Source organism: Streptococcus sp. 20925_1_24 (assembly GCF_041432335.1).
GTDB lineage: Bacteria > Bacillota > Bacilli > Lactobacillales > Streptococcaceae > Streptococcus > Streptococcus mitis_BM.
In genome coordinates this window covers 1-18,332 of sequence record NZ_JAPVZM010000020.1, presented here as the reverse complement: position 1 = coordinate 18,332, position 18,332 = coordinate 1, and the positions used below count along the sequence as shown (strand labels likewise).

Genomic DNA, 18,332 nt, shown 5'->3' with positions numbered 1-18,332 from the left:
AAAATGAAAGCCCTAGCAAGATATTTGATTAGAAAATATATTTATATTGTTTTTAATGGTGATTTCTTCCTCCTATAGACGAAGAAAAACCTCCACATCAAGTGGAGGCAAGCTGTTTTATCAATACAATTTTAAGTCACGAGGGTCAACTGGGAAAGTTGGGTTGTACGGGTTGTGACGGAGTTTGAAGTGTTTGACATCTTCAATAGTCTGAGTTCCAGACAACTGCATGACTGTCTTCAATTCTGCATTCAAGTGTTCAAAGACTTGACGTACACCAACACTACCACCGAGAGCCAAACCATAGATAACCGGGCGGCCAATAGCTACCAAGTCTGCTCCTGAAGCCAAGGCTTTAAAGACGTGTTGACCACGACGAATACCTGAGTCAAAGACAATTGGTACGCGTTTGTCAACTGCTTCTGCTACTTCTTGAAGTGAGTCAAAGGCAGCTGGTCCACCGTCGATTTGGCGGCCACCATGGTTGGTTACCCAGATACCAGAAGCTCCCGCAGCAAGCGAACGTTCAACGTCCTCACGGCATTGTGGTCCCTTGACATACACAGGAAGTCCTGAGTATTCAGCAATAAATTCTACATCACGTGGAGACAAGCGTTGTTTAGCTGATTTGTAAACAAAATCCATTGATTTACCAGCACCTTCTGGCAGGTATTCTTCAACAATCGGCATGCCAACTGGGAAGACAAAACCATTACGCTTATCAACCTCACGATTGCCCCCTACAGTCGCATCTGCCGTCAAGACAATCGCTTTATAACCTTCAGCCTTCACACGGTCCATGATGTGGCGGTTAATCCCGTCATCTTTACTAAAGTAAAATTGGAACCAATGAGGTGTCCCTTGAAGGGCTTCTGTAATTTCTGGAAGATCGACAGTAGAGTAAGAACTGGTTGTATAGAGGGACCCAAACTCATGCACACCACGCGCAGTCGCCACTTCACCCTGTTCATTTGCCAATTTATGAGCCGCAACAGGCGCCATGATGATTGGTGAAGACAATTTTTCACCTGCAAATTCAATCTCTGTACTTGGATTTTCTACATTGCAAAGCGTATGCGGAACGATGAGTTTGTGGTTAAAGGCACGAATATTCTCACGTAAAGTGAAAGTATCTTCCGCCCCACTAGCGATATAGCCAAATGCTGCTTTAGGAATAACTTGTTGCGCCATTGGCTCCAAATCATAGGTATTGATGAAATCTACATGACCTTCTGCATTGCTTGTTTTGTATGACATAAAATGCCCTCCTTAATAAGTAAGCGTTTACTTTGTATATTACAAAAATATCTTAACTCTTTTTTCAAAATTTTTCAAATATTTTGTTTGGAAATTTCAGAAATTTTATGTCTATGATAAAAAATCCTTATAAGGGCAATAAAAAATAGATATTATCCAAAGGAGATTTTAAGTGCTACAATAACTGTATTATTTCTAGATGGGAGGTTCTATTTTTGGATTGGTCCATTGTTGAACAATATCTACCACTATATCAAAAGGCATTTCTTCTAACCTTGCATATTGCAGTTTGGGGAATTCTGGGATCCTTTCTGCTCGGTTTAATCATTAGTATCATCCGACACTATCAAATCCCTGTTTTGGCGCAAGTAGCGACAGCCTATATTGAATTGTCACGCAATACGCCCCTTTTGATTCAACTCTTCTTTCTCTACTTCGGTCTTCCTAGAGTAGGGATTGTCCTATCTTCAGAAGTCTGTGCCACTTTAGGACTGGTGTTTTTAGGAGGCTCCTATATGGCAGAATCTTTCCGAAGTGGGCTGGAAGCCGTCAGTCAAACCCAGCAGGAGATTGGATTAGCTATCGGTCTGACACCTGTACAGGTCTTTCGCTATGTGGTTCTTCCGCAAGCAACAGCGGTGGCCCTACCTTCCTTTAGTGCCAATGTCATTTTCCTCATCAAGGAAACCTCTGTTTTCTCAGCAGTGGCTTTGGCCGACCTCATGTACGTCGCCAAGGACTTGATTGGGCTCTACTATGAGACAGACATTGCGCTAACTATGTTGGTAGTTGCTTATCTGATCATGCTGCTACCCATCTCACTGGTCTTTAGTTGGATAGAAAGGAGGCTCCGCCATGCAGGATTCGGGAATCCAAGTACTCTTTCAGGGAAATAATCTCCTGCGGATTTTACAGGGATTGGGCGTTACGATTGGGATATCCATCCTGTCTGTCCTCTTATCCATGATGTTCGGAACAGTCATGGGAATCATCATGACCTCCCATTCTAGAATCATACGATTTTTAACACGATTGTATCTGGAATTTATCCGTATCATGCCCCAGCTGGTGCTACTTTTCATCGTTTACTTTGGCTTGGCTCGAAACTTTAATATCAATATCTCAGGCGAGACTTCTGCTATTATCGTTTTTACCCTCTGGGGAACAGCTGAAATGGGGGACTTGGTCCGTGGAGCCATCACTTCCCTCCCTAAGCATCAGTTTGAAAGTGGACAGGCGCTAGGTTTGACCAATGTTCAACTTTACTACCACATCATCATCCCACAGGTTTTGAGAAGACTGCTACCTCAGGCCATTAACCTTGTCACTCGGATGATTAAAACCACTTCCTTGGTTGTCTTGATTGGGGTTGTTGAGGTTACTAAGGTTGGGCAACAAATCATCGACAGCAATCGCCTGACCATCCCAACCGCTTCCTTCTGGATTTATGGAACCATTCTAGTCTTGTATTTCGCAATCTGCTTCCCTATTTCCAAACTATCCACTCACTTAGAAAAACATTGGAGGAACTAAATGTCTGAAACTATCTTAGAAATCAAGGAACTAAAAAAATCCTTCGGAGACAATCCCATCCTCCAAGGACTATCCCTAGATATCAAAAAAGGGGAAGTTGTAGTCATCCTAGGGCCATCTGGTTGTGGAAAAAGTACCCTGCTTCGTTGCCTCAATGGCTTAGAAAGTATTCAAGGTGGAGATATCCTGCTGGATGGTCAGTCCATCGTTGAAAATAAAAAAGACTTTCACTTAGTTCGCCAAAAGATTGGTATGGTCTTTCAAAGCTATGAACTCTTTCCCCATCTGGATGTCCTTCAAAACCTCATCCTAGGACCTATCAAAGCACAGGGACGGGACAAAAAAGAAGTAACTGAAGAAGCTTTGCAATTACTAGAGCGTGTGGGTTTGCTGGATAAACAACATAGCTTTGCCCGTCAATTATCTGGCGGACAAAAACAACGGGTTGCAATTGTCCGTGCCCTGCTCATGCATCCAGAAATCATCCTTTTTGATGAAGTGACTGCTTCACTGGATCCAGAAATGGTGCGTGAGGTTCTGGAACTTATCAATGATTTGGCCCAAGAAGGCCGCACCATGATTTTAGTAACCCACGAAATGCAGTTTGCTCAAGCTATTGCGGACCGCATTATCTTCCTAGACCAAGGGAAAATTGCTGAAGAGGGAACGGCTCAAGCCTTCTTTACCAATCCGCAAACCAAACGAGCCCAGGAATTTTTAAATGTCTTTGACTTTAGCCAATTTGGCTCATATCTATAAAGGAGATTTTTATGAAACTACTCAAACCACTTTTAACTGTTTTAGCACTTGCCTTTGCCCTTATCTTTGTCACAGCTTGTAGCTCAGGTGGAAATGCTGGTTCATCGTCAGGTAAAACAACTGCCAAGGCTCGCACAATCGATGAAATCAAAAAAAGCGGTGAGCTACGAATCGCCGTATTTGGAGACAAAAAACCGTTTGGCTACGTTGACAATGATGGTTCTTACCAAGGTTACGATATTGAGCTTGGGAACCAACTAGCTCAAGACCTTGGTGTCAAGGTTAAATACGTTTCTGTCGATGCTGCCAACCGTGCTGAATACTTGATTTCAAACAAGGTGGATATTACTCTTGCCAACTTTACAGTAACTGACGAACGCAAGAAACAAGTTGATTTTGCCCTTCCTTACATGAAAGTTTCACTTGGTGTCGTATCGCCTAAGACTGGTCTCATTACAGATGTCAAACAATTGGAAGGTAAAACCTTGATTGTCACAAAAGGAACAACTGCTGAGACTTATTTTGAAAAGAATCATCCAGAAATCAAACTCCAAAAATACGACCAATACAGCGACTCTTACCAAGCCCTTCTTGACGGACGTGGAGATGCCTTCTCTACTGACAATACGGAAGTCCTAGCTTGGGCGCTTGAAAACAAAGGATTTGAAGTCGGTATTACTTCCCTCGGTGATCCAGATACCATCGCAGCAGCAGTCCAAAAAGGCAACCAAGAATTGCTAGACTTCATCAATAAAGATATTGAAAAATTAGGCAAAGAAAACTTCTTCCATAAGGCCTATGAAAAAACACTTCACCCAACCTACGGTGACGCTGCTAAGGCAGATGACCTAGTTGTTGAAGGTGGAAAAGTTGACTAAATTTTAAAAAACAAAACGAACAAGACTAGAATTCTGGTAATCAGAATCTCTATCTTGTTCGTTTTTATCTTAGTCCATCATAGATGCAATTTCCATCATTGCCACAACGTTTGTTGGATTATCTGAAGTAAGTGAGTGATTTGCGAATCCCAGAGCTACACGGAACTGTACGTTCTTATCTGCTGGACTATAACCATCACCCATCATCATAGCTGCATAATGACCCGGTGAATTCTTCCAAATTGTATAGAAATTGTGAGCTAATGCCTTTTCATTTGTAAGGCTAACAATATCCCAGACAACAGTCGTTTCTGCCGCGTTTTCAGTCATAGCATTCGTTTTTTTATAGAAATCTGGATCATAAGCAGTTGACCAACGAGAACCATCAGGACGTTTATGCTTACCTTCCTTCTTACCTTGATAACGTAAAGATCCATGATCTGCCATTTCATTTGCACGAATATTAGCAACTCGAGTTAGTTCGCTATCATCTGCTGCGATTGTTGCAGGAGTCAATCCTTTACGAGTACGTTCTTCGTTAAGAAGTTCCATGAAGTGTTCATTAAGTTTACGATTATCTACAATTTGTTCAAGCTTATCAAGTTCAGCTTGAGAAAGGCGAGATGCTTTCCAAACTGAGACAAGTCCCATGTCTCTAGGAAGATCAGCTTCATCATCTGTTGTATCAACCGCTACACGGTCCTTATCAGCTTGAGAAAGATTGTCATGTAGATACTTGGCGCTACGGTGATCTTCATTGTTTGGATCCAAACCGTTTTCACCTAAACTCTTAATGTCTTTCCATGTACCATCAATGTCGTAGTTATCATCATTAGTTGGAACCACAACATCTGTTGGATCAGCGACACGTTTTTTCTTGGTACCATTAAAGGTAATTGTGTCAACTGCATCCTTGATTTCAACTAGCTCACGACTTTTAACAGTTCGTCCACCAGTCTTATTGTTTACAGAAATAACTTTGCGGTAACGTTTAAATCCGTCACGACCATTTTCTGTACGAGATTCCCCTTCAAAAAGGTTGGAATCATTTTCAGTTCGAGCACCGTGTGAAATTGTTTCAGTTTCTTCTTCAGTAACTTCAGACATCAATTTCTTAGTTCCATAATGAACAACTTTTTGTTTTGCTGGAACAGTGTTGATAAGTTCACGACTTACTTCAGTACGGTTTTGATTTTCATCATTAATGTACTTAACTTTGTAAGTTTCTTTACCATTTACAGCATCTTCAACTCGTTCGTCACCTTCATAAAGTTCAGAATCAGCAACTCGGTTTTCACCTTCAGCTGTAATAACCTTATCTTCGTTAGAATAAGTATAACGATCTTTAGTTCCAACTTGAACTACTTCATCAACTGCTGGAACAGTTTCAGTATTGATTAGATCACTCTTAACAAGTTTGCCATCCTCGTAGTAGTCTTTATAGTTTTCGATAATTTCACCTTTTCGACCTGGAGTTTTTACAACTCGTTGATCATTGAAAAGTTTATCGCTTTTAATTTCAACAGTCTTGAAAGCTTCCCCTTCTTTGCGCTCAACTCGAGTTTTAGTTTCAGTAACTACTTTATGAGTTCCAACACGAACAACTTCGTTAACCGGTTTTACTTCATCACTTTTAACAACTGATGAACGACCATTTCCATAAACAATTGTAGTTTCTGTATAAGAACCTTTTTGACCCTTAGTCTCAACTACACGTTTACCTTCGTTTAGTGTTTCGTCTTTAACTTCTTCAGTTTCGTAATTTACTTCAACTGTTCGAGAAGTGCGACTTGTTTCAACGTTTTCGCCAGTTCCAATTTCAACAGTTTCATCAACTGCAGGAACTTCATTTTCTCGTTTTTCATCACGAGAAACTTCTGTACCATCTGGAGTGGTTACAACTGTAGTAACAAGTTCATAAGAACCATCCTTACCAGCTTGAATTACTTTTTTCTCACCTTTAGGAAGGTCTGGGTTTGTGTTGCTAGTAACTTTATGTTCGACTTTACGAGTTTCACGAGTTACAGTTTCAATGTTTTTCTTAGCAACTTTTGTTCCGACATGAACAACTCTATTTTTTGCCTCTTTTTGAGTAGATGAAACAAGAGTACGACCAGTTTCAACACCGTCTTCAAGTGTTACAGTGTAGACTTCTAGTTTCTCACCGTTTTTACCGGCTTCAACTTCTTTTTCTACTCCAGCATCTAAGTTCTCATCTGGAACGTATTCTGTACCTGGAAGAATAGGAGTACGAACTACCTCTTCTTTTGTAGTACGAACTACTTCTTTAGAAGTTTTAGTACCAACATGAATAACTTTATCAACTGCAGGAGTTGTTTGAGTTCCTGTTACTGTACGGCTAACTTCTACACCATTTTCAATGGTAATTGTATAAGTTGTTTCTGTTTTACCTGCAACACCTTCTTGGATAACTTTAGTTTCCCCAACATTAAGGTTTTCATCTGAAACATGCTGAACACCAGGTTCAATAACAGAAGTTTCCACTTCAGTTCGAGTAGTTACAACTTTTTTAACTTCAGGCTGAGCTGGGACTGCTGGTTGAGCTTCTACAGCAGGTTTCCCTTTTTCTGATGGTTGAGATGGAACAGCAGGTTTGACAACTTCTTCTTTAGTTGTTTCGCCCACTACAGTAGTAGTTTTACCAGTTTCAACCTGACCTTTGTCACCTGGGAGGTTTGCTTGATTGCCTTCAACCTTATCTTTTTTCTCATCTAAAGTTTTTTCTTCTTTAGTTAGAGTACCAGTTGTTTGGTCTTTGTTTTCCGGAACAGTTGGAGTTGTTGGTTTTGCCTCAACTTCTTTCTTCTCTTCCTTTTTATCTAAGACTTTCTCTTTTTCTGGTTTAGCTTCTGGCAACGCAGGCTGAACTTCAGGAGTTCCCTTTTCAGTAACTACCAATTCTGGTAATGCTGGCTGAACTTCTGATGTTCCTTTTTCTTCAACTATCAATTCTGGAAGTTTAGGTTGAACAGCTGAAATGCCTTTGTCATCTGTAACTACAAGTGATGGCAGTTCTGGTTGAACAACCGGTTTCCCTTTTTCTGATGTTTGTTTTTCTACTTCAACTTTTTTAGTTAAGTTATCAGATTTTTCCAGTATTTTATTATCTTTATTACCTACTTCTGGTCTAGAAACTTGCTCAACTGCTTTTTCACCCTCATTTGTTAGCTGTGACTTAAGCTTTTCCTCTACCTTCGTTATTTCTGATAATTTTTCATATGATTTATCGAGAGATTTAATCGAATCTTCAGCACCAACTTCTTTAGTAGCTATAAATGCTTTAGCCAATTCCTCTTTAGTATCTACTTTAGGTAGAAAACTCTTCTCTGTTTCTTTAATAGTATCAGTTGCTGTGTATTCTTTTTCTTTTGAAGAAGAATCTGAAACAGTAACATTTTCACATTGTCCTTGGTTTTGACTCGATTGATTTTGCAACACAACTGTTCCAGCTGAAATTCCTAAAAGTGCGACAATTGCAGCTGAGATTACCCAACCTCTTCTACCTTTTTTCAAAGTCTTTTTTTCATTAGTATTTTGTCTATCCATCTTTATTTTCCTGACTTTTCAATGATTATATTTTTACATACTGACACTATCTAATATATTTTTTAGAAAAACGATAATTTCTAACAGTACCTATAATGCCTCCTAGACTACATGTAAATAAAATCAAAATAAAAATGGAAAAGCTATCGCCAATTACTTTAATACTATATAGATAATTAAAAATTAAAAATAAAGGTAGAGAGATCGGCAATATAGTACAGCTCACAGCAGCTCGTCTCATTTCTTTTGTCTCTCCACTCATAAACCAAGTCAAAGGCAAAAATCGCATCCAATTTAAATATTCTTTCTGTTGGATTTTTTCTTCAAACAAATGAGTAAATAAAGTATAAAATGGCAATGCAACATAATAAGTTGCTTTCACTAAAAAGTACATTACAGTTATAAAAATAGCAAAGCCCCACCACATATCTCTAACTGTTTGATCAATATCACTTTCATATTTCGGTTTTCCAAACATCTTATTTCTCCTAATCTATTATTTCATTAAATTTGTAAATGTATTAATTGTTGTCATTTTGTTATTGTAATCAACTTTTCTTTGTAATTCTTGAAACTGATAATTTAATTGCTCTGTCCTTATCATGTCCTCATACATATTTTGCGCTTGTCCTAAGTCATAGGCTCTACCTTGATCAATTACATTAACCATATAAGCAAAAGCATCAAAATGAATATCTAACCCTGCTTGTTGCCTTGCATAAACAAATGGAATACTATTCAATTTCTCCATACAATAGTTTCTAGCTTGAGCAACTTCATCCTTATGTTTTTTTACTTGATCTGCTATTGGTTTTTCATGCTTCACTCGTTGATAAGCAAAATAAATTGGAAACCATAGCAGAACCCATGCTCCCACCCAAAGAGAGTATTCAAAAGGTTTACTTAAGATTCCTAAACCAGAACTAGAAAATTCACCAAGTCTATCTATATAGGCAACTAAGAACAATGAACCTAAAATTCTGAAAACCCATCCCAAAACACTTAATTTCGGATTGATAAGAGAAACGTGTTTTCCATCTACTATATAAAAATACTTAGTTAGGTCTTCTACTCTTTTAGACCAAATAGCAGCTTCAACTATTAAGTTTCTACTACGTTTAGGCTCTTCTATTGTCGAAAGATATTCTTGTAAAACAGTCTGGTATGATTGCGGATTAGCGATAGGATAATATTCATATTTTTTGCCTTCTGCAGTAATGACATCAAGTGAATGGTATGCACCATTATCAAAAACTTCAGACCAATGTTTATTTGGTAACCTCCCTTTTACATAGGCTTCCCAAATAGTCCATTCATCAAACAAATCTGACTTAGATTCATCCGGAATAATTCCTAAAAAATAATCTAACTCATTCTCCTCTTGAGAAATAATATCATTCTTATTCATCCATAAGTCTCCTTTCCTAGTTATTTTATCATATTGTGGATATATACACAATATGAAGTCAGATACTTTTTTCTTATAATTAAATAAAAGGAGTTGATGACGATAATCAGTTTTAACCCACTCTGGGCTACAATGAAGAAAAAAGAAGTTTCTCAATATAAGTTATTAAAATCCGGAGTTGATAACAAAACTCTTGACAGCTTAAAGAAAAACAAAAACATAACTTTACTAACTCTAGAAAAGCTATGTCGCATTTTAGATTGTCTTCCAAATGATATCGTTGAATTTATCGAAGAAACTCCCGATTCTAATATTAGTAACACATTTATCAAATTTTAATATTCATTCTTGTATTGGAACATTTACTTAATCTACCTTCTATGACATTGTTTACAGTATAAATCAAATAATCAGAGCAAAAACTCAATTTGACTAGAAACTTCAAAAAACATTTCCACAATAAAACGCATCACATCAAGCTTTTCTACACCTGATATGATGCGTTTTTATATTATGAAAGTCTCTTTCTCAAAACTCTTTGATTTTTCTACACTTCTTGCCAATTCTCTTGGTCTTCTTTAAAGCGTTTTAGAAGGTCCAATCCTTCTGGTGTGATATAGCCTTCTTCTTGGGCTAGGTGGATGAGTTCGCTATAGTTTGAAAGTGTCACTAATTTCACGCCAGCATCCGCAAAGTTCTTATCTGCTTTTGGCAATTGGTAGCTGAAGATTGCTACAACTCCAAGCACATCTGCTCCTTCTCGTTTAGCAGCTGCTACAGCTTCAAGAACAGAACCACCAGTTGAAATAAGGTCTTCAACCACTACCATTTTTTGACCTTGAGCTACGCGACCTTCGATTTGATTACCAGCTCCGTGGTCTTTTGGTTTGCTACGGATGTAGGCAAATGGCAGATTCATCTTGTCAGCAATAATAGCTCCGTGTGGAATCCCTGCTGTCGCAGTTCCTGCAATCACTTCAACCTCTGGAAAGGCTTCTTTTATAGCATCTACAAAACCATTTTCAATGAGAGTACGAGTTTCTGGATAGGCTAGTGTCACACGATTATCAGTGTAAATCGGTGACTTGATACCAGATGCCCAAGTGAAAGGCTCCTCTGGTTTGAGGTAAACTGCTTGAATTTTCAAGAGGTGGCTAGCGATATCTTTAGCAAGTGTCATGGTCTTCTCCTTTTGTTTTTCTAATCTAGTTCTTTAATTCCAATCCTGTTTCCATTCATCCTTGATGGCATGATAAGCTGCAACAGGATCTTCAGCTTGGGTAATGGGACGTCCCACTACGATATAGTCACTACCGATTTGATAAGCATCCGCTGGCGTCATGACGCGTTTTTGATCTCCTACTGCAGCACCTGCAGGACGAATGCCCGGTGTCAGACAGATAAAATCTGGATTGGTGGCCTGCTTGATGAGTTGCACTTCCTGAGCCGAGCAAACAACACCATCTAATCCGGCTTCAGCTGTCTTCTTAGCATAATGAATCACAGACTCCTGCAGACTGGTTTGAATATTTTGAAAATCCTGCATCTGAGCTTCTGATGTTGATGTAAGCTGCGTTACAGCGATCAATTTGGCTTGACTTCCAAGACCTTCACGCGCAGCCTTCATCATCTCTACACCGCCAGCAGCATGAACATTGGTCATATCCACACCAAGCTGAGATAAGACCTTCATAGCTGATTTGACTGTATTGGGAATGTCATGCAACTTGAGATCCAAAAAGACACTGTGACCCAGATCTTTCAAGTAAGACACAATCTCAGGCCCCGTTGCGTAATAAAGCTCCATCCCTACCTTAAGATAAAGGCTTTCTTCTGCTGGAAAAAGAGCTAAGAATTCCTTGACCGCCTCAAAACTAGGAAAATCAAGAGCAATGACTGGACGATGTTCTCGCATAGGTTTCTCCTTTTACCTTTGCTAGTGAGAGAGTCTGGCCACAAGAAGCCACGAAAAAAGGAACCTGCCAACAGCAAGGTTCCACGAAAAATGGGTAGTCTCCACCCTTTCACCGTCTAACCTTAGCTGCCTCTCTGGACTGCTTTAAAGGTTTTTTACTATTCTATTATTTCTATCAGCACTTGTCAAGTAAAAACATGGTTACTAAAGAACGATAAGAGAAAAGGTAAACCTAGCGACGCGGTGAACGCTGGGTCGTTTGGTTTCGATTGCTCTGTTCCTCTTGTTTTTTCTGTTCTTCTAAACGTTTACGTTCTTCTTCCTGTTTCTTCTCAGCTTCTTCGGCCTCTTTTTTGGCTTTTTCTTCTGCTTCCATAATTAATTTATCCGCTACAGTGTAGCTGTAGATTCCAGCTTCCATATCGACCACACTCGGTTCTGACAATTGAGGCTTAATCTTGCTGTAATAAGGCAGTTTCTTACTCATTTCAGAAAGGGGAACCAAGACTTCGTCCGAATCATTCATGGTCAATCGAATTAAATCGGAAGTTACCTTGCTTGGGGCTAATTCCACCTTTTGGATATCCGCCTTGAGTTCTGGGCTAATTTGAGCAAGTTCTGAGGTAAAGGTCTTGATTTGTTCGCTATCATTAAAGAGAACTGATAAATAAGTTTCTGGTAGACTGACCAAACTTACCGCACTGGTCTCAAGCTGACCGCTTGAAAGAATTGGATAATGACTTTCTCCAGAAACATAGTAGGCAACAATATCATATTCCTTGATCTTGATAGTGAACTTGGTTGGAAATTGATAGACAAGCTGAGCTGATTCCACCCAATAGTTAGACTTGATCCGCTCTTCATATTTTGCCTTGTCTAGCAGAAGGTTAATCGTATAATCCGTATCCTGAATGCCTGAAGCTTGTCGAATATCATCAGCCGTAGTTTGCACCGTTCCCTCAACACGGATATCCTTCATGGTCGCATAAGGACTGAGTAAGTAGGCAGAGACAATCAATAAAAGCAGACTTGGAAATAAAATCGTTAAGGCTCGTAAGATATGAAGGCCAGGAATCTTTGCTTTGGCTGGTTTTTCTTTTGTAGCCTTTTTAGCAAGCTTTTTATCCTGTTCCTCGTCCTCTTTAGACCCTGATTCTTCTTTCTCTTCTTCCTCTTTGTCACCCTCTGAGGATGCTACTTTTTCTTCAGACTCTTCCTTAGCTGATTCTTCATCTTCCCGGTCTGTTTCACTCTCCTGATCCTGCTTGTCCTCTGACTTCTCAGATTCTTCTCCCATTCGAGCTTGTCTTTCCTTTTCCTTCTCCTCAGCTAGGGCTGCCTCTTCTTCAGCCTTCTTTTTTAGGTATTCTTGGTTTCGTTTCTGCCATTCTGATAACTCTTTCAATTCTTCGAGGATTTCTTTGCCCTCATTTTTCTTATCTTTTGACATTTACTTTCCTTATGATAAATCTTTTTTCAATAGTTTATAAAAATCTGCTAGAGATTTCAATTCCTTAGAAGCCTTCATCTTAGCTTGGTAATCTTCCTTGTGACTTAGTAAGTGAGAAAGCTTCTCTTCTAAACTGTCCAAGGTCAAATCGCTTTCTTGAAGCTCTTCTGCATAGCCTTTTTTTACAAAGTAGGCTGCATTTTCAATCTGGTCTCCACGACTAGCTTCACGACCAAGTGGCACAATGACATGTAATTTTGCCATGGCCAAGAGCTCAAAAATCGTATTGGCACCACCTCGTGTCACAACAATATCAGCCAATTCCATCAAGGGTTGATAGAGATTGGTCACATAGTCAACACGAAAAAGATTTTGGCTCAACTCGTTCAGGCTAGAGTCTCCAGTTAGATTGATAATATTGTAGCGCTCGGTTAGCTCTTTCTTATGGTCTGTCACCAATTGGTTAAAGACACGAGCACCTGCTGAACCGCCAACAAACAATACAGTTGGCAATTGGGGATTAAAGTGGGTTTGAATATCTACCAATTCATCGGGTTCTGGAGTGTTTTGGTCTGAAACCTTGGTCACTGCTCCCACATGCTCGACCTTAAACAAACTCGAAGCTTGCTCAAAGGTTGAATACATCTTCGTCGCAAATTTATAAGCGATTTTATTGGCCAAGCCCATGGACAGGTCAGATTCGTGAATAAAGACAGGCACTCCTGACACACGCGCTGCGATAACAGGCGGTACTGAGACAAAGCCTCCCTTTGAAAAAAGAGCCTGTGGACGAAGTCGCAACATGATAAAGAGCGATTGGACAATTCCCCAGCCAACTTTAAATACATCCAGCATATTTTGCCAAGAGAAATAACGACGCAATTTTCCAGTCGCAATGGAATGGAAGGTGACATCTAGACCCGACTTGAGGATCTCTTGGTGTTCGATCCCACGCTTGTCCCCTATATAGTGAACTTCCCAACCATCTTCGATGAACTTGGGCATCAACAAAAGATTGAGGGTCACGTGTCCAACCGTCCCCCCACCTGTAAAGACAATTTTTTTCATATTATTCCTTTAACTCCGCTACTGTGTCGATAAAGAGGTCGCCACGTACTTCAAAGTTAGCATACATATCCCAGCTAGCATTGGCAGGACTGAGAAGAACTACGTCTCCTTGAGTCGCAAGTTCATAGGCCTTGCGGGTCGCATCTGCAATATCAGTCGCATCCACATATGCCACACCAGCCTTATCTGCTGCCCGTTTGACACGTTCTGCAGACTGACCGAGAATGACCATCTTCTTGAGTCCAGTAATATCTGGAACCAGTTCGTCAAACTCATTACCACGGTCCAAACCACCTGCAATCAAAATGACCTTGCTGTTGTCAAATCCTGACAAGGCTTTTTGAGTAGCCAAGATATTGGTTGACTTGCTATCGTTATAGAATTTGATCCCTTTGATTTCATCCACAAATTGGAGACGGTGTTTGACACCACCAAATGCTGAAAGAGTTTCTTTGATGGTTTGGTTATCCACACCACGAAGCTTGGCTACAGCAATCGTCGCAAGGGCATTTTCCACATTGTGGCTACCTGGAACTCCGATTTCGCTAGCTGCCATGACCACTTCTCCACGGAAGTAGAGTTGACCATCTTCCAGATAAGCTCCATCAACCTTTTCCTGTGTTGAGAATGGTACAACTGTAGCTTGTGTTTTAGTGGCCAATTCTTTTGCCAAGTCTTGGTTAAAGTTCAAGACAAGGAAATCAGCCGCTGTCATCTTGTTCTGGATATTCCACTTGGCTGCTACATATTCCTCAAAAGAACCATGATAATCGATATGAGTTGGCATGAGGTTGGTAATAACTGCAATCTCAGGATGGAATTCTTGGACGCCCATCAGTTGGAAAGAAGAAAGTTCCATGACAAGCGTGTCCTTATCTGTCGCAGTTTGAGCCACTTGACTGGCTGGATAGCCGATATTCCCTGATAAGAGACCATGTTGGCCAGCAGCAGTCAAAACTTCCCCAATCATAGTCGTTGTGGTTGTTTTTCCATTTGAACCTGTGATACCGATAATGGGCGCTTCTGAAATCAAATAAGCCAATTCCACCTCAGTCAAGACTGGAATACCCTTTGCCAAAGCCTTTTCAATCATGGGATTGCTGTAGGGGATGCCTGGATTTTTCACCATAAGGGCAAACTCTTCATCCAAAAGTTCCAAAGGATGGCCACCTGTGATAACCTTGATCCCTTCTTCCAGCAAACTTTGGGCAGCTGGATTGTCCTCGAAAGGCTTCCCATCATTTACCGTCACAATGGCACCTAGCTTGTCCAACAAACGAGCTGCAGATTCACCAGACTTGGCCAAACCTAAAACAAGGACTTTCTTATTTTTAAATCGATCTATTACTTTCATGTCTCAAACTCCATTTCTACTTCTACTATTTTACCATTTTTATGGAAATAATTCTAAATGAAAATGCTCCAATTCAGCATTCTAACAAGCAAAAAGAGAGCCAAAACTCTCTTTTTATCTTCTTTTACTTTTATGGACCGACATGAGGGTAATATCTCGCAAGCTAAAGTATGCTAGGAGGAGCATGCCGATTGCGATAAAGAATTCTGTCGGTAGCTGAAAGATTTGCAGGACAGACAACATCAGCAAAATCAAGAGTGCTACGAAAGCAAAGACGACAAGGACGATATTGACTGTCCCTTTAATGCTTTCTGGTGTCGCAAATACATAGAGTAGTAATAAGAGGAGTCCTATGATTAAATAAACCATCTTTATCTCTTTCTAGCTCTTATTCAGCTGATTTTTTCTTCTTGTTAGCTTTCTCACGCTCTGCCTTGTTAAGGATTTGTTTACGCAAACGGATAGACTCAGGCGTCACTTCCATGTACTCATCATCGTTCAAGAACTCAAGAGACTCTTCAAGTGTCAAGATACGAGGCGTCTTAATAACAGCTGTTTGGTCCTTAGTAGCTGAACGGACGTTGGTCATTTGTTTCGCCTTAGTGATGTTAACTGTCAAGTCATTTTCACGAGAGTTTTCACCGATAATCATTCCTTCATAAACCTCAGTACCTGGGTTGACAAAGATCGTACCACGTTCTTCGATAGACATGATTGAGTAAGTTGTAGCCTTACCAGCATCGATAGAAACAAGGGCACCACGGTGACGACCACCAATTTCACCTGGAATTAACGGCAAGTATTGGTCGAAGGTATGGTTCATGATACCGTAACCACGAGTCATTGACAAGAACTCAGTTGAGTATCCAATCAAACCACGCGCTGGAACAAGGAAGACCAAACGAGTTTGACCATTACCAGTTGAAATCATATCCAACATTTCACCCTTACGTTCAGAAAGGCTTTGGATAACAGATCCTTGGTATTCTTCTGGAGTGTCGATTTGAACACGTTCAAATGGTTCACATTTAACACCGTCGATTTCTTTTACGATAACCTCTGGACGAGATACTTGAAGTTCATAACCCTCACGACGCATTGTTTCGATAAGGATTGACAAGTGCAATTCTCCACGTCCTGAGACCGTCCATTTATCTGGTGAATCAGTTGGGTCAACACGAAGGGAAACGTCTGTTTGCAATTCAGCCTGCAAGCGTTCTTCCACCTTACGAGAAGTCACCCATTTACCTTCTTTACCAGCAAATGGTGAGTTGTTAACCAAGAAAGTCATTTGAAGAGTTGGCTCATCGATGTGTAGGATTGGAAGAGCTTCAACTGCGTCTGTCGGAGTAATGGTTTCACCGACAAAGATATCTTCCATACCTGAAACGGCAATCAAGTCACCTGCTTTGGCTTCTTGGATTTCACGACGTTCCAAACCAAAGAAACCAAAAAGTTTTGTAACACGGAAGTTTTTAGTTGTGCCATCAAGTTTAGAAAGGGTAACTTGGTCCCCAACCTTAACAGTACCACGGAAGACACGACCGATACCGATACGGCCAACGAAGTCATTGTAGTCCAAAAGTGATACTTGGAACTGCAAAGGCTCATCTGAGTTGTCTACTGGAGCTGGGATATGGTCGATAATCGTGTCAAAGATTGGTGCCATAGTAGCTTCTTGGTCAGCTGGATCATCTGACAATGAAGAAGTTCCGTTGATCGCTGAAGCATACACCACTGGGAAATCAAGCTGGTCATCATCTGCACCAAGCTCGATGAAAAGTTCCAAGACTTCGTCCACTACTTCAGCTGGGCGAGCTGATGGTTTGTCGATTTTGTTAACAACCACGATTGGGACAAGGTCTTGTTCCAAGGCTTTTTTCAATACGAAACGAGTTTGTGGCATAGTTCCTTCGTAGGCATCTACGACCAAAACAACACCGTCAACCATTTTCATGATACGCTCAACTTCTCCACCAAAGTCCGCGTGACCTGGTGTGTCCATGATATTGATACGAGTTCCGTTGTAGGCAACGGCTGTATTTTTAGCAAGGATGGTAATTCCACGCTCTTTTTCGATATCGTTTGAGTCCATAGCACGCTCAGCCAATTCAGTACGTGCATCAAGCGTTTCTGATTGTTTCAATAGTTCGTCAACGAGGGTTGTTTTCCCGTGGTCAACGTGGGCGATAATCGCAATGTTACGGATATCTTCTCTTAATTTTGTCATGATTTCCTCTATAATATTCAAAATTTATTTTCTAACTGAACGATTATACCATAATTTCAGGTAAATAACATAACTCAAGCAAGTGTAAATGTTTTCACTATGCTTTTCTTTTCACGTCAAGCCTTTTCAAAGCAAGCGACTTATGATAAGATAGGCACAGTATGCGTTTAGATAATTTATTAGCCCAAGAAAAAGTTAGCCGAAAGGCCATGAAGCAAGCACTCCTCAAAGGGGAAATTCTCGTCGATGGTTGCCCAGCCCGCTCCCTAGCCCAAAATATCGATACAGGACTACAGGAACTCCTCTTTCGGGGCCAAATCATTCGAGGCTATGAGCACACCTACCTTATGCTTCATAAATCTGCTGGTGTCGTTACAGCCAATAAAGACAGGGAACTTCCAACTGTCATGGACTTGCTGTCACCTGACATCCAGTCTGACAAGCTCTATGCCGTCGGCCGACTGGACCGAGATACGACCGGCCTCCTCCTCTTGACCGATAACGGTCCCTTAGGCTTTCAGCTCCTCCATCCCCAATATCATGTCTATAAAACTTATCGAGTTGAGGTCAATGGACTTCTAACACCTGACCATATCCAAGCCTTTCAAAAGGGAATTGTCTTTTTAGATGGTACTGTCTGTAAACCTGCAAGATTAGAGATTCTATCTGCAAGTCCTTCCCTCAGTCGAGCCTCTATCACCATTTCAGAAGGAAAATTTCATCAGGTTAAGAAAATGTTCCTCTCTGTTGGTGTCAAGGTGACCTCTCTCAAACGCACCCATTTTGGACCTTGGAGCTTGGATGACAATCTTCAAGAAGGAGACTACCGCCCCCTTAACTCAGAAGAGTTGGCAAGCATTCGTGAATTTCTCAGAAAAAGTGGTTAAAAAATGAGCTCGGAAACATCCGAGTC

At 40.5% G+C, this 18,332-nt stretch carries 17 protein-coding genes; 6 read left to right on the top strand and 11 right to left on the bottom strand.

All coding sequences use genetic code 11. From position 1 onward, the window contains the following. Window positions 1–120: 120 nt before the first annotated feature. Entirely contained in the window at window positions 121–1,257 is a 1,137-nt protein-coding gene (gene lctO / locus O3650_RS09210; RefSeq protein WP_000120723.1) for an L-lactate oxidase, read from the bottom strand. Window positions 1,258–1,472: 215 nt separating this feature from the next. Here lctO and O3650_RS09205 point away from each other — a divergent pair, with 215 nt between their 5' ends. The 4 genes from O3650_RS09205 to O3650_RS09190 are packed head-to-tail and all read left to right on the top strand — an operon-like array spanning window position 1,473 to window position 4,427. Further along, window positions 1,473–2,153, top strand: coding sequence for an amino acid ABC transporter permease (locus O3650_RS09205; RefSeq protein ID WP_153192054.1), 681 nt, complete (start codon window positions 1,473–1,475; stop codon window positions 2,151–2,153). After that, window positions 2,113–2,790, top strand: coding sequence for an amino acid ABC transporter permease (locus O3650_RS09200; protein ID WP_153192056.1), 678 nt, complete (start codon window positions 2,113–2,115; stop codon window positions 2,788–2,790). Before O3650_RS09205 ends, O3650_RS09200 begins: the two co-directional genes overlap by 41 nt. Then, entirely contained in the window at window positions 2,791–3,549 is a 759-nt protein-coding gene (locus O3650_RS09195; protein WP_000004999.1) for an amino acid ABC transporter ATP-binding protein, read from the top strand. Window positions 3,550–3,560: 11 nt separating this feature from the next. Beyond that, window positions 3,561–4,427: a cysteine ABC transporter substrate-binding protein gene (locus O3650_RS09190; protein ID WP_120769944.1), complete on the top strand. Its 867-nt coding sequence runs from the start codon at window positions 3,561–3,563 to the stop codon at window positions 4,425–4,427. Between the two features lie 69 nt (window positions 4,428–4,496). On the opposite strand, the gene O3650_RS09185 is transcribed toward O3650_RS09190, so the two are convergent. The 3 genes from O3650_RS09185 to O3650_RS09175 are packed head-to-tail and all read right to left on the bottom strand — an operon-like array spanning window position 4,497 to window position 9,402. Further along, window positions 4,497–7,994 (bottom strand): G5 domain-containing protein, encoded by a 3,498-nt coding sequence (locus O3650_RS09185; protein WP_153192058.1) that lies wholly within the window; start codon window positions 7,992–7,994, stop codon window positions 4,497–4,499. A gap of 46 nt (window positions 7,995–8,040) precedes the next feature. After that, window positions 8,041–8,472, bottom strand: a complete 432-nt coding sequence (locus O3650_RS09180; protein WP_000467199.1) for a hypothetical protein — start codon at window positions 8,470–8,472, stop codon at window positions 8,041–8,043. Window positions 8,473–8,490: 18 nt separating this feature from the next. After that, window positions 8,491–9,402, bottom strand: a complete 912-nt coding sequence (locus tag O3650_RS09175; RefSeq protein WP_153192060.1) for a hypothetical protein — start codon at window positions 9,400–9,402, stop codon at window positions 8,491–8,493. A gap of 96 nt (window positions 9,403–9,498) precedes the next feature. On the opposite strand from O3650_RS09175, the gene O3650_RS09170 reads away from it, so the two are divergent. Next, on the top strand, window positions 9,499–9,741 hold the full coding sequence (locus O3650_RS09170; protein WP_228111173.1) for a helix-turn-helix transcriptional regulator: 243 nt from the start codon (window positions 9,499–9,501) through the stop codon (window positions 9,739–9,741). A 208-nt stretch (window positions 9,742–9,949) separates the two neighbouring features. Here O3650_RS09170 and pyrE read toward each other — a convergent pair whose 3' ends face one another. The 7 genes from pyrE to typA all read right to left on the bottom strand — a co-directional run bounded on the left by pyrE (window position 9,950) and on the right by typA (window position 17,419). Continuing rightward, window positions 9,950–10,582: an orotate phosphoribosyltransferase gene (gene pyrE, locus O3650_RS09165; RefSeq protein WP_138335561.1), complete on the bottom strand. Its 633-nt coding sequence runs from the start codon at window positions 10,580–10,582 to the stop codon at window positions 9,950–9,952. Between the two features lie 33 nt (window positions 10,583–10,615). Then, complete coding sequence (pyrF, locus tag O3650_RS09160) at window positions 10,616–11,317, bottom strand: orotidine-5'-phosphate decarboxylase (protein WP_203176467.1); 702 nt, start codon at window positions 11,315–11,317, stop codon at window positions 10,616–10,618. A gap of 232 nt (window positions 11,318–11,549) precedes the next feature. Continuing rightward, window positions 11,550–12,767: a cell division protein FtsQ/DivIB gene (locus O3650_RS09155; protein ID WP_203176469.1), complete on the bottom strand. Its 1,218-nt coding sequence runs from the start codon at window positions 12,765–12,767 to the stop codon at window positions 11,550–11,552. 9 nt (window positions 12,768–12,776) lie between these two features. After that, complete coding sequence (locus O3650_RS09150; RefSeq protein WP_261024395.1) at window positions 12,777–13,835, bottom strand: UDP-N-acetylglucosamine--N-acetylmuramyl-(pentapeptide) pyrophosphoryl-undecaprenol N-acetylglucosamine transferase; 1,059 nt, start codon at window positions 13,833–13,835, stop codon at window positions 12,777–12,779. A 1-nt stretch (window position 13,836) separates the two neighbouring features. Beyond that, entirely contained in the window at window positions 13,837–15,189 is a 1,353-nt protein-coding gene (gene murD / locus O3650_RS09145) for a UDP-N-acetylmuramoyl-L-alanine--D-glutamate ligase (protein ID WP_261030293.1), read from the bottom strand. A gap of 114 nt (window positions 15,190–15,303) precedes the next feature. Next, entirely contained in the window at window positions 15,304–15,558 is a 255-nt protein-coding gene (locus O3650_RS09140) for a DUF3165 family protein (protein WP_371491982.1), read from the bottom strand. 19 nt (window positions 15,559–15,577) lie between these two features. Beyond that, window positions 15,578–17,419 carry a translational GTPase TypA gene (typA, locus tag O3650_RS09135; RefSeq protein WP_000164111.1) on the bottom strand — a complete coding sequence of 614 codons (1,842 nt, stop codon included), beginning with the start codon at window positions 17,417–17,419 and terminating at the stop codon, window positions 15,578–15,580. Window positions 17,420–17,580: 161 nt separating this feature from the next. Between typA and O3650_RS09130 the strand changes: the two genes are divergently transcribed. After that, a complete protein-coding gene (locus O3650_RS09130; RefSeq protein ID WP_371491980.1) occupies window positions 17,581–18,306 on the top strand; it encodes a 16S rRNA pseudouridine(516) synthase in 726 nt (241 codons plus the stop codon). Window positions 18,307–18,332 lie beyond the last annotated feature (26 nt).